General features: G+C 59.7%; 10 protein-coding genes. 3 read left to right on the top strand and 7 right to left on the bottom strand.

Features of this window, described 5'->3' with window-relative positions; genetic code table 11:
* Positions 1-24: 24 nt before the first annotated feature.
* On the bottom strand, positions 25-519 hold the full coding sequence (locus P406_RS07275; protein WP_046235814.1) for a cytochrome c oxidase assembly protein: 495 nt from the start codon (positions 517-519) through the stop codon (positions 25-27).
* A 279-nt stretch (positions 520-798) separates the two neighbouring features.
* On the opposite strand from P406_RS07275, the gene P406_RS07270 reads away from it, so the two are divergent.
* The gene (locus P406_RS07270) at positions 799-1,449 is read left to right on the top strand and encodes a hypothetical protein (protein ID WP_046235813.1); all 651 of its coding nucleotides are present in this window, start codon (positions 799-801) and stop codon (positions 1,447-1,449) included.
* Positions 1,450-1,569: 120 nt separating this feature from the next.
* On the opposite strand, the gene P406_RS07265 is transcribed toward P406_RS07270, so the two are convergent.
* The 5 genes from P406_RS07265 to P406_RS07245 form a co-directional block, all read right to left on the bottom strand.
* On the bottom strand, positions 1,570-3,102 hold the full coding sequence (locus P406_RS07265) for a SulP family inorganic anion transporter (RefSeq protein WP_003392495.1): 1,533 nt from the start codon (positions 3,100-3,102) through the stop codon (positions 1,570-1,572).
* Positions 3,103-3,206: 104 nt separating this feature from the next.
* Positions 3,207-3,947, bottom strand: a complete 741-nt coding sequence (locus P406_RS07260) for a carbonic anhydrase (RefSeq protein WP_003414103.1) — start codon at positions 3,945-3,947, stop codon at positions 3,207-3,209.
* 207 nt (positions 3,948-4,154) lie between these two features.
* Positions 4,155-5,213 carry a PA0069 family radical SAM protein gene (locus tag P406_RS07255; protein ID WP_046235812.1) on the bottom strand — a complete coding sequence of 353 codons (1,059 nt, stop codon included), beginning with the start codon at positions 5,211-5,213 and terminating at the stop codon, positions 4,155-4,157.
* Positions 5,214-5,333: 120 nt separating this feature from the next.
* Positions 5,334-6,002: an isoprenoid biosynthesis glyoxalase ElbB gene (gene elbB / locus P406_RS07250; RefSeq protein WP_004409045.1), complete on the bottom strand. Its 669-nt coding sequence runs from the start codon at positions 6,000-6,002 to the stop codon at positions 5,334-5,336.
* 200 nt (positions 6,003-6,202) lie between these two features.
* Positions 6,203-6,874: a DedA family protein gene (locus tag P406_RS07245; RefSeq protein ID WP_046235811.1), complete on the bottom strand. Its 672-nt coding sequence runs from the start codon at positions 6,872-6,874 to the stop codon at positions 6,203-6,205.
* A 231-nt stretch (positions 6,875-7,105) separates the two neighbouring features.
* Between P406_RS07245 and hemB the strand changes: the two genes are divergently transcribed.
* Positions 7,106-8,116, top strand: a complete 1,011-nt coding sequence (gene hemB, locus P406_RS07240) for a porphobilinogen synthase (protein WP_046235810.1) — start codon at positions 7,106-7,108, stop codon at positions 8,114-8,116.
* A gap of 16 nt (positions 8,117-8,132) precedes the next feature.
* Complete coding sequence (gene ppk1, locus P406_RS07235; RefSeq protein WP_046235809.1) at positions 8,133-10,343, top strand: polyphosphate kinase 1; 2,211 nt, start codon at positions 8,133-8,135, stop codon at positions 10,341-10,343.
* Here the strand turns inward: ppk1 and ppx are convergent.
* Positions 10,330-11,832 (bottom strand): exopolyphosphatase, encoded by a 1,503-nt coding sequence (gene ppx, locus P406_RS07230; protein ID WP_003392489.1) that lies wholly within the window; start codon positions 11,830-11,832, stop codon positions 10,330-10,332. The genes ppk1 and ppx overlap by 14 nt on opposite strands.
* Positions 11,833-12,753 lie beyond the last annotated feature (921 nt).

The raw sequence follows: 12,753 nt of genomic DNA, 5'->3' as shown, positions 1-12,753 counted from the left end.
GCTCGCCGACTTTTCGTACAGCGCCTAGCGTGTGGTGACATCGAACAGCGTATAAGCCAGCGTCAGACTTTTTACATCGTCGGGCAGGTCACGGTCGACGATGAAGCGCACCGGCATCTCGATGCGCTCGCCCGGTTGCAATGTCTGTTGGGTGAAGCAGAAGCATTCGGTCTTGTGAAACCACGCTGCCGCCTTTACAGGCGAAATACCCGGTACGGCCTGGGCTTTCATCGGCCTGTCGGTCGGGTTCTGCGCGATGAAGATCATCTCGTTGACCGCGCCGGGGTGGACCTGGATATGGCGGGACTGCGGGTAGAACGCCCAGGTCATCCCGGCCGCGTTGCCGGCGGTGAATTGCACCTCGACCTGGCGCGAAGCGTCCTGGCCCTGCACGCCGGTCCTGCCATGTCCGGTCAGCATGCCGTAGAGCGACGGCAATGCCAATCCGCACATCAGCATGATCACTATTAAACACGTCAAACGCAGAACGAGCCGTTTGGACAAAAGAGGCTGGCTCATGCGTGGCTCACTTTTTATGTCGGACCGCGTGTCGAAAGAGCTGCGGGCGACTTCAGAGTAGCCTGCTTATGCAAAACGCGAGCTGCAGCGCGTCCGCATAGCCGGGCACGGCAGCCGTATTTGGTCAGAAATTGAGCAAAAGATACCTTGATATAGCCGAAATATCTAACTGTGAGTCGCATATAGCAAAACCGTCTTAGGCGGTTAGTTAAGCAAGCTAACGTATGACTCTTCATCAACCAACCACGGGGTCTGACGCCTCAAGGAGTGCCAGCAGCCATGAACACCGCCGCATTGCGCGAGCAGATACAACTAGCCCATCAACATGAGGCCCGGACCGGCCACTTACTGCAACAGTTGGAACAAAAGCTCCCACATCTCCATCCCGCCATTCACCTGCCGGAAGTCGACGCGAAAGACGTACTGACGCGTTTCGTCACGGCCTATATCGATCTGGTCCCCGATCTGCTGGACGCTGCTCATGAGGTCGCGCTGGAGGCCGGGATCGAAGGGCAGATAAAGCCGGTGCTGAAAATCGCCGAGCATTTTTTCGCGGCTCCGCCTTCCATCATGGATGGGCACGAAGGTCTGGAAAGCCTGCTGGACGAGGCTTATCTGGCCCACCGGCTGGTCGAGGAAGTGAATGACTTGTACATCAAGCATTTCGGTCAGCCGCTGATACCGTCCAATACCACGGTCGCCAGCGTGATTGCCCACCAGTTGATCGGCGAGCAATTTGCCAACCAGCTGGACGAAGCGGTGCACCATGCTGTCGATGAGCTGCTTGATGAGGAGAGTTTCGCGCTGGACTCGGTCGAGGCCTATCGCGAGAAGCTGATCAGCCCTTCAACGGGGGCGGCCTGGCAGCGCTGGCCAAGCCTGTCACGGCAATTGGGCGTCGGCCTGGAGCTGGAGCGCTCCGCGGTCTGATTCAGAGGCCCGAATCACTGTCTTCGCCGGCAATGGAAGGAGCCGGATATCGCTCCGCTGCTACGCGAAGACCCATCCGGCTCCCATGTTTCCGGGGCTGTGATAACAGGGCAACGACTATCAGGCGGCGCCCGAGCCGATCCCCGTTGTCGTGTAGATCCGCCCTTCAAGACGACGCTTCAAGCCACGCGATTCGATCAGCAACCGGGTGCCATGAGCGGCATTGGAACGACCCCATTCTTCCAGCAGTTCCAGACACGAGTGGTCGATATAGGACAGATTGCCCAACGGCACATGCACCGTGCTGCCCTGCGGGATAGTGCCCAGTGCCTGAGTCAGCGCCGGCACCTTGAGGAACGTTGCGGCACCGACCAGACGCAGCTCGAATTCCTTCTCGCCCGCCAGTTCGACCACATTGATCTTCAGACGCGAAGCCTTGAACGCCAGCTTCACCAGAGTCAGGCCGAAACCGACCAGTACACCGGTCAGCAGGTCGGTGAAGATGATCGCTATGGCAGTCGCCGCATAGGTGAACATCGGCATCCGGCCATAGCGGCCCAGACCGCGAAACGCCTTCAGATCGACCAGCTTCAGGCCGGTGTAGACCAGCACGCCAGCCAGGCTCGCGACCGGAATGCTCTGCAGTACGCTTGACAGCAGCAACACGAACGCCAGCAGCCACAGGCCGTGGAAGATCGTCGAGAAGCGCGTGGTGGCACCGGCCTGGACGTTGGCCGAGCTGCGTACGATAACGCCGGTCATCGGCAACGCACCGAGGAGGCCGCAGAGCATGTTGCCCACGCCTTGAGCGCTGAGTTCCTTGTCGAAGTCCGAACGCTGGCCACTGTGCATGCGGTCAACCGCCGAGGCAGAAAGCAGCGTTTCGGCACTGGCGATGAAGGCTACGACGATCGCGGCAACCAGAATGGCCGGGTCGGCCAGATTCATCAGGTCGGCCGGGCGAAGCCAGTCGATGGCGTCGGCCAGGTTGTCAGGCACTTCGACACGCTTGACCTGCAAGGCCATGAACAGGCTGATGCCAGTGGCGATACCCACGCCCAGCAGCGCGCCGGGTACGAAGCGCAAAGACTGCGGACGGAGTTTTTCCCAGCCCCACATGATCAGCATGGTGCCCAGACCGAGCATACCGGCCTGCATGCCGGTACCGGGTCCGAAGGCCTGGATCAGTGTGGAAGGGAAGGCGATCAGATTGTCCAGCCCGGAGGGTTTGGGGCCGCTGTCGAACATCACGTGTGCCTGTGACAGTACGATCAGCACGCCGATACCGGCGAGCATGCCATAGACCACCGCAGGCGCCGTGACGCGGAACCAGCAACCAAGCTTGAATCGACCTGCCAGCAGCTGAAGCAGTCCGGCGAGTACCAGAATAGGACCCAGCATGGCCATGCCGTGCTCGCGCACCACTTCAAAAACCAGTACTGCCAGACCGGCTGCGGGACCGCTGACCTGCAACGGCGAACCGGCTATCCAGCCGACTATCAGCCCGCCCACGATGCCGGTGATCAGACCTTTGGCCGGAGGCATGCCGGATGCAATGGCGATCCCCATGCACAGCGGCAGGGCGACCAGGAACACGACCACGGAAGCGAGCAGCTCCCGTGGTAAAGCGGTTTTCAATGCTGTAATACCCATGACGCTTCTCCGGGATTCTTCAGACGAGGCAAGACGGGCGACGCGCATCCTGCGCAGTCGCCATCAGCTGATTAAGAAGGGCTTGCCGTCAGTCGGGCTGGTGATCAGTCGGCTGAAAAGCGTGCTTTCGGTGAAGCCATCGGCGTCGGTCCCGTACCGTCGAGCGGTATGAAACGATCGAGCTCGGCGTCATAAGCCAGGATCTCGCTGGTTTCGATGCTGTAGACCCAGCCGTGAATGAACAATTGGCCACTGGCCATTTTCGCTGCGACCGAAGGGTGGGTGCGCAGGTGTTGCAACTGGGAAATCACGTTTTCCTGAGTCAGGACCTGCATGGTTTCCAGTTCGCCGCTGCAGCTGCAGTTCTGCTCGACCACCGTGCGGGCAACCTCGGCATGGCGCAACCAGGCTTTTACCGTAGGCATCTTGTCCAGGCTGTCGGGGTTGAGCACTGCGCGCATGGCGCCGCAGTCAGAGTGTCCGCAAACGATGATGTGCTGCACACCCAGTGCAACCACTGCGTATTCCAGAGCGGTGGACACGCCGCCGTTCATCTGGCCATACGGCGGTACGACGTTGCCGACGTTACGCGTGACGAACAGGTCGCCTGGCGAACTTTGGGTAATCAATTCGGGCACGATGCGCGAGTCGGCGCAGGTGATGAACATGGCACGTGGCGATTGGGCAGTCGCCAGCTTCTTGAACAGCTCTTCCTGCTGGGGGAAGACCTCTTTACGGAAATGTACAAAGCCATCGACGATATGTTTCAACGCTACGTCGGCGCTGTCTGAATGGCTTGATGTGCTGGACGACGTAGCCGAATGCTGTTTACCGATGTCTGTCATGTCTTCATCCTCTCTGACGAATTGATGTGGATTCTTCATGCCTGTTTGACCAGAGCCGGATGTGATCCCTCTCTGAAGGGCATCACGAACAAATCCCTTGAGCGCTATCGCTGATGACACTCCGAGTTACAGACTAATCGCCGAAGCTTAAACGAAACTGAATGCGATGGCTCTGGGACGCGGGTTTGCACGATAGTACCAAGTTCGTCACAGCAGCGACATTTGCCCTCCCGGCGGACAAAACGCATCGCAATCGAGTGCAAATCCACCCCGTTTGTTCAATCCGAGTCGTTTGATTGCCAAGGCATAGCGTTGAGCCAGCAGGTCGGCAAACGGTCCTTCGCCACGCATTCGAGAACCAAACGTGCTGTCGTACACGGCTCCGCCGCGACTTTGACGAATCAGACTCATGACATGCTCGGCGCGTTGCGGGTAATGCGTCTTCAGCCACTCGTCGAACAGCGGCGCGACTTCCAGCGGCAGGCGCAGCATCACGTAGCTGGCGCTCAGGGCGCCCGCAGCCTTCGCTTCGCTCAGCAGTGCCTCGAGCTCGCTGTCGTTGATCATCGGGATCATCGGCGCACACAGCACACCGACCGGTACGCCCGCCTGACGCAATACCCGAATGGCCCGCAGGCGGGCCTTGGGCGCTGCGGCCCTGGGTTCGAGGATGCATTTGAGCTCGTCATCCAGCGTCGTCAGGCTGATGAACACCGACACCAGCCGCAGTCTGGCCATTTCTGCCAGCAGATCCAGATCGCGCAGGATCAGCGAGCCTTTGGTAATGATGCTGACCGGATGTCGATAACGCAGTAACACCTCCAGCGTCGCCCGGGTGATGCGGTACTCACGCTCGATCGGCTGGTAAGGGTCGGTATTGGCCCCGAGGGTGATGGGCGCGCAGCGGTAGCCGGGTTTGGACAGTTGTTGCTCCAGCAGCGCCGCCGCGTTGGTCTTGGCGATCAGCTTGGTCTCGAAGTCCAGGCCCGGCGACATGTCCCAATAGGCGTGGCTGGGTCTGGCGAAACAATAGATGCAGCCGTGCTCGCAGCCCCGGTAAGGGTTGATCGACCTGTCAAAGGGGATATCCTGCGAGCTGTTGCGGGTAATGATGCTTTTGGCTGTTTCGCTGGTGACCTGAGTACCTTGCGTGAGCGGCACTTCCTGGTACCAGCCATCGTCTTCGGCCACCGACTGACTGGGCGCGAAGCGGTTATGCGGATTGCTGGCAGTACCTCGGCCACGAACCGGATAGAGGCTGGACATCTGGCATTACTCATATACTGTTCATGCATACAGTACAGCATAAAGCCCGGATGGATCACCATGGCCGGCCTGCAAAATACCGCTCGCCTGACGGGCGGTGTTTTGCAGGCAGGGCGACGGTCAGGCATCGCCCTCGTGAGTCAGTTCCAGCACGCGGTCAACCAGCTTGTTGATGCCCGAGGCTGCCTCGCTGATGCTCTTGGCGACCATATAGGCAGGTGTGCTGACCAGTTTTCGTGCCTCGTCCTCGACGATGTCATCAACGGCGCATTCCGCATGGCTGCCGCCCATTTTGGTGATGGCCGCAGCGGTTTCAGGGTCGTTGCCGATGGTGCAGGTCACGCCGGGGCCATAGATCTTGGCCGCGAGTGCCGGGGTGATGCAGATCAGACCGACCGGTTTGCCGGCTTCGGCAAACGCCTCGGCGAGCTCCAGCAATCCCGCTTCGACCTGGCAGGCCGGGCCTTGCAGGGCAAGGTCGGAAAGGTTCTTTGCCGAGCCGAAGCCGCCCGGGATGATCAGGGCATCAAAGTCTTCGGCATTTGCTTCGCGGATGTCCTTCACTTCGCCTCGTGCAATGCGCGCAGACTCGACCAGCACATTGCGCGACTCGGACATTTCCTCACCGTTCAGGTGATTGATGACGTGATGCTGAGTGATGTCGGGCGCGAAGCACTGAACCTGCGCACCACGCTGATCCAGACGCAACAGGGTGAGAACGCTTTCGTGAATCTCGGCACCGTCGTAGACGCCACAGCCGGAGAGGATTACAGCCACTTTTTTCTGCATCGATTCGGCTCCTTTTGCTCGATCAACCTGAGGCTTGTTTTAATTTGTCTGTTCAGTTGATCGCTTTACGGGCCGAGTGTTCAGTTGAGGCATTGTCGGCTGCGCAAAAGCTGGCTGCGCACAAGGTGCATGGGGAGGGCGGTGGTCGCGCTGTCGCCGAGCGAGGCCTGTCAGCCTACGCTCGGGAGGGGGCGGGGCGTTTATTCGTCGGATTTTTTCGTCAGATCGACGGGCACGGTGACCGGCGTTTCCAGGTCGGAGGCCGCTGCCGATGCGCAGAAGCGGCTCTTTTCTTCACGCTCTTCACGCTCTTCACGGGCGATACGGGCGTTTTTGATGCGTCTGCGTATCCACAGGGCCAGCCCCAGCAGAACCAGCGCGCCCAGCACCCAGAGTTCATATTTCTTGACGTTACCCAGCAAGCCTTCGAGCACCGCGCCGAAGTGGTAAGCAGCCGAACCCAGCGCCGCAGCCCAGACAGCCGCGCCGATACCGTTCAGCAGAAGATAACGACCCGGTGGATAACCCGACAGGCCGATGGCCACAGGCATGACCGTTCGCAAACCGTACACGAAGCGGAAGCCCAATACCCAGATGTCCGGGTGCTTGCGGACCAGTCGTAGCGCCTTGTCGCCCATGAGTTGCCAGCGAGGCTTGCGCGCCAGAAGCTTGCGGCCGTGCTTGCGCCCCATGAAATACCACAACTGGTCGCCCGCATAACTGCCAAAAAAGGCCACAAGGATGACGATGTTGAGGTCCATGTATCCGCGGAACGCCAGAAATCCGGCAAGAACCAGAATGGTCTCGCCTTCAAAAAAGGTGCCGAGGAACAGGGCAAAGTAGCCGAATTCGTTCAAGAAATTCTGGAGCATTGTCTGGATGCTGGCGAAATGAACGCGCAGCCTAACGCGCCCAAGGCAATCATGAAAGTGTCCATATGTGTCTCGACGTTAAAGATTCTTGCAACCACAATGGTCGTATCCCCTTTAAGGCCGTGACCGCGACGTGCAGTCGCAGGTCGAACCATGACTGTCACACATTGGTCATAATGGCGGCTTATAACTGTCGCGCTTGCCCGCGTAAGCGGGCTCAGGAGTCTCGCCGTGAGCTTTACCCCCGCTAACCGCCTGTTTCCTCTCACTCGTCTGCGCCGTAATCGCCGCGACGACTTTTCCCGTCGGCTGGTGCGTGAAAACGTTGTCACTGTCGACGATCTGATTCTTCCCGTATTTGTTCTCGATGGTGAAAACCGTCGTGAATCCATCGCCTCGATGCCTGGCGTCGAGCGCTTGAGCGTTGATCTGTTGCTCAAGGAAGCCGAGCACTGGGTCGCACTGGGTATCCCTGCGCTGGCGCTGTTCCCGGTGACACCGCCGGAAAAGAAATCCCTCGACGGTGCCGAAGCCTGGAACCCGGACGGCATCGCCCAGCGCGCAACCCGCGCCCTGCGTGACCGTTTCCCGGAGCTGGGCGTCATCACTGATGTGGCGCTGGACCCTTTCACCACGCATGGCCAGGACGGCATCCTCGACGAAGAGGGCTACGTTCAGAACGACATCACTGTCGACGCGCTGGTGAAACAGGCGCTGTCGCACGCCGAGGCCGGTGCTCAGGTGGTCGCGCCGTCGGACATGATGGACGGTCGCATTCAGGCCATCCGCGAGTCTTTGGAGCTGGCCGGGCATGTGAATGTCAGGATCATGGCCTATTCGGCCAAGTACGCCAGTGCCTACTACGGTCCGTTCCGTGATGCGGTGGGTTCCTCCCTGAATCTGGGCAAGGCCAACAAGGCTTCCTATCAGATGGACCCGGCCAACAGCAACGAGGCACTGCACGAAGTGGCCGCCGACCTTGCCGAAGGCGCCGACATGGTCATGGTCAAGCCAGGCATGCCTTATCTGGACATTCTGTACAGGGTCAAGGATGAGTTCAAAGTGCCGACCTTTGTTTATCAGGTCAGCGGTGAATACGCGATGCACATGGCCGCAATCCAGAACGGTTGGCTGAGTGAAGGGGTGATTCTCGAGTCCCTCACTGCCTTCAAACGCGCCGGCGCCGACGGCATTCTTACCTACTTTGCTGTTCGCGCCGCTCAACTGTTGAAGGGGCAATAGCCTCACAGGAACATTCATGAATACCGAAGCACTCATCGAAGCCGCTGTTCAAGTCGATGTCCCGGAGGCAACGCCCGTGGTCGAACCTGACATCGAAGTAATCCCGGCCATCGAGGCACCCGTCGCTGCGGTGCCCGCTATCGTCGCGCCAAACCTGGACGACAGCAGCCTGTATATCCACCGTGAACTGTCGCAACTGCAGTTCAATATCCGGGTTCTGGAACAGGCGCTCGATGAGTCCTACCCATTGCTGGAGCGGCTGAAGTTTCTGCTGATCTTCTCCAGCAACCTCGATGAGTTCTTCGAGATTCGTGTTGCAGGCCTGAAGAAGCAGATCACCTTTGCCCGTGAACAGGCGGGCGCCGACGGTCTGCAGCCGCATCAGGCGCTGGCCAGGATCAGCGAGCTGGTCCACGGTCATGTGGATCGTCAGTACGCGATCCTCAACGATATTCTGTTGCCGGAGCTGGAGAAACATCAGGTCCGCTTCATTCGCCGCCGTCACTGGACGGCCAAGCTCAAGGCCTGGGTACGACGCTATTTCCGCGACGAGATCGCGCCGATCATCACCCCGATCGGTCTCGACCCGACGCACCCGTTCCCGTTGCTGGTCAACAAGAGCCTGAACTTCATCGTCGAACTGGAAGGTATCGATGCCTTCGGGCGCGACTCCGGTCTTGCGATCATTCCCGCGCCGCGTCTGCTGCCGCGTGTGATCAAGGTGCCGGAAGAGGTCTGCGGGCCTGGCGATAACTTCGTGTTCCTGTCGTCGATGATCCACGCCCACGCTGACGATCTGTTCCAGGGCATGAAGGTCAAGGGCTGCTACCAGTTCCGCCTGACCCGCAACGCCGACCTGGCGCTGGACTCCGAAGACGTGGAAGACCTGGCGCGCGCACTGCGTGGCGAGCTGTTCTCGCGTCGCTATGGTGATGCGGTACGTCTGGAAGTGGCGGACACCTGCCCGAAACACCTGTCGGACTACCTGCTCAAGCAGTTCAACCTGCACGAGTCCGAGCTGTATCAGGTGAATGGCCCGGTCAACCTGACGCGTCTGTTCAGCATCACCGGCCTGGACAGCCACCCCGAATTGCAATACCCGCCGTTCACGCCAGCCATCCCCAAGCTGCTGCAGAACAGCGAAAACGTTTTCAGCGTGGTCAGCAAGCAGGACATCCTGTTGCTGCACCCTTTCGAGTCGTTCACGCCGGTGGTCGACCTGCTGCGCCAGGCGGCCAAAGACCCGCACGTGCTCGCAGTACGCCAGACGCTGTATCGCAGTGGCGCGAACTCGGAAATCGTCGATGCGCTGGTCGATGCCGCGCGTAACGGCAAGGAAGTCACTGCGGTGATCGAGTTGCGTGCGCGTTTCGACGAAGAGTCCAACCTGCAACTGGCCAGCCGCCTGCAGGCTGCCGGTGCGGTGGTGATCTACGGCGTGGTCGGCTTCAAGACCCACGCCAAGATGATGTTGATCCTGCGTCGCGAAGCGGGCGAGATCGTGCGTTATGCGCATCTCGGGACCGGCAACTACCACGCCGGTAACGCACGTCTGTATACCGACTACAGCTTGCTGACCTCCGATGACGCGTTGTGTGAAGACGTCGGCAAACTGTTCAGCCAGTTGATCGGCATGGGCAAGACGCTGCGCATGAAGAAGCTGCTGCATGCGCCGTTCACGCTCAAGAAAGGCATGCTCGACATGATCGCCCGCGAGACGCAATTTGCGCTCGACGGCAAGCCTGCGCACATCATCGCCAAGTTCAACTCGCTGACCGATCCGAAGATCATCCGGGCGTTGTACAAGGCCAGCCAGTCCGGTGTGCGCATCGATCTGGTGGTGCGCGGCATGTGCTGTCTGCGTCCGGGCATCGCCGGGGTTTCGCACAACATCCATGTGCGCTCGATCATCGGCCGCTTCCTGGAGCACACGCGAGTGTTCTACTTCCTCAACGGCGGAGACGAGCAGATGTTCCTGTCGAGTGCCGACTGGATGGAGCGCAACCTCGACAAGCGCGTCGAGACCTGCTTCCCGGTGGAAGGCAAGAAGTTGATTCTGCGTGTGAAGAAGGAACTGGAAAGCTACCTGACCGACAACACCCACAGCTGGCTGTTGCAGTCGGACGGGCGTTACGTGCGCAGCACGCCGACCGGTAATCAGAACCCGCGAAGCGCCCAGGCGACTCTTTTGGAGCGCCTGAGCAACCCGGTACTCAGCGTACGCTGAAGACGATGCCGACTCGGGTCAGCCACTCCGCTTCCAGCGCGAAGTCGGCCTGAGTCAGCTGGTTGTTTTCCAGCCAGCCTTTCGGGAATTCGGCGTCCAGATTCGGGCCGTCGGCACGCAACGTCACACGTGGCATCTCCTGGGTGCCACGAATGTGGTGAAACAGAATCGCAAAGCGCAACAGCACGCACAGGCGAATCAGCTTGATGCCTTCATCGCCGAACTCGGCGAACTTGTCCTTGGGAATATTACGGCGATGACCGCGCACCAGCAGTGCAAGCATTTGCTGGTCTTCGCGTGAGAAACCGGCAAGGTCGGAGTGCTCGATCAGGTACGCGCCGTGCTTGTGGTAGTGATAGTGAGCGATGTCCAGGCCGATCTCGTGCACCTTGGCCGCCCAGCTCAGCAGTTCGGCGTAGCTTTCGTGCTGCAGGTCCCAACTCTCGGCAACCTGCTCCAGCGCATGCAGCGCCTTGGCTTCAACGCGTGCGGCCTGCTCCAGATCGACGTGATAACGCTCCATCAGCGAGCTGAGCGTACGCTCACGCACGTCTTCGTGATGATGGCGGCCCATCAGGTCATACAACACGCCTTCACGCAGGGCACCTTCGCAGTGATCCATGCGCTTGAGCTCGAGGGCGTCGAAGATGGCTTCCAGAATCGCCAGGCCTGCGGGAAAAATGGCGCGACGGTCGGGTTTGATGCCGTCGAAGTCGATCTTTTCCACGTCACCCAGCTTGAACAGCTTGCGCTTGAGCCAGGCCAGCCCTTCGGCGTTGACCTCGCCAGCGCCGTAACCATTGGCCTTGAGCGCCACGCCGATAGCACGAATGGTGCCTGACGAACCGATCGCTTCATCCCACTTGAGGCGATGCAGCGCGTGTTCGATGCTCATGATTTCCAGACGGGCAGCGGTATAGGCCTGAGCGTACCGGGCCGGTGTCACCTTGCCGTCGCGGAAGTAGCGCTGGGTAAAACTCACGCAGCCCATCTGCAAGCTTTCACGCAGCAGCGGCTCGAAGCGCTGGCCGATGATGAATTCGGTACTACCGCCGCCGATATCGGCGACCAGACGTTTGCCCGGGGTGTCGGCCAGCGTGTGGGAGACGCCCAGGTAAATGAGGCGCGCTTCTTCGCGGCCGGAAATCACTTCCACCGGGTGGCCGAGGATTTCTTCGGCGCGGTGAATGAAGTCGTTGCGGTTACGCGCCTCGCGCAGGGCATTGGTGCCCACGATGCGCACCGCACCGAGCGGCAGCCCGTTGATCAACTGGGCGAAGCGTTTCAGGCAGTCGAGACCGCGTTGCATGGATTCTTCGGTCAACTGGCGCTCTTCGTCGATGCCAGCGGCCAACTGCACCTTCTCGCCCAGGCGCTCAAGAATGCGAATCTCGCCCTGATTGGCTTTTGCCACAACCATATGAAAGCTGTTGGAGCCCAGGTCGATAGCGGCGATCAGTGAAAAATTCTTGGGTGTTGAGTGCGGCATGGTCAGGAAGTCCGGTTCGATAACCGGACCATCGTGCCACGATCCATGCTTGCCGCCAACGCGAAGCTGTTCAGGCACCGGAAATACCCGGTATTACTCGCGCGCGTGGCGTATGGCTATCAATGCCATGTGACGCAGAGCGTTACCAAATGCATTACCACGCTGGAGCGTGCGGAACGAGAGGTATCCCTAAGAACGCCATCGTGTCCATGCTCCGCGCTCAGCGTAATACACAGTCTTGGTGGGAGCGAGCTTGCTCGCGAAGAGGTCGGTGCAGCACCGGGAAATATGGCGTTTGGACCAAAGTCTTCGTGAGCAAGCTCACTCCCACCAAGATTTCTGTCCAGCCCGATACAGCATGTAGCTGTGACGCGGAGCGTCACGAAATGCAGTCCACGGTGCGTGAGGAACGATAAGTGCCCGCAACATGCTCCGCGCTCAGCGTTACACACAAGTCTTCGTGGGAGCGAGCTTGCTCGCGAAGAGGCCGGTGAAGCCACCGGAGATATGGTGTTTGGACCAAAGTCTTCGTGAGCAAGCTCACTCCCACCAAGATTTCTGTCCAGCCCGATACAGCATGTAGCTGTGACGCGGAGCGTCACGAAATGCATTCCCACGCGGAGCGTGAGGAACGATAAGTGCCCGCAACATGCGCCGCGCTCAGCGTTACACACAAGTTTTCGTGGGAGCGAGCTTGCTCGCGAAGAGGCCGCTGCAGCCCCCGGGAAATATGGCGGTTGGACCAAAGTCTTCGTGAGCAAGCTCACTCCCACAAAAATTTCTGTCCAGCCCGATACAGCATGTAGCTGTGACGCGGAGCGTCACGAAATGCATTCCCACGCGGAGCGTGAGGAACGATAAGTGCCCGCAACATGCTCCGCGCTCAGCGTTACACACAAGTTTTCGTGGGAGCGAGCTTGC

This window comes from Pseudomonas syringae pv. coryli str. NCPPB 4273 (genome assembly GCF_000972175.1).
Classification (GTDB): domain Bacteria; phylum Pseudomonadota; class Gammaproteobacteria; order Pseudomonadales; family Pseudomonadaceae; genus Aquipseudomonas; species Aquipseudomonas syringae.
Note: the sequence above shows the minus strand (reverse complement) of the source record. Positions and strands in the feature narration are given on the sequence as shown.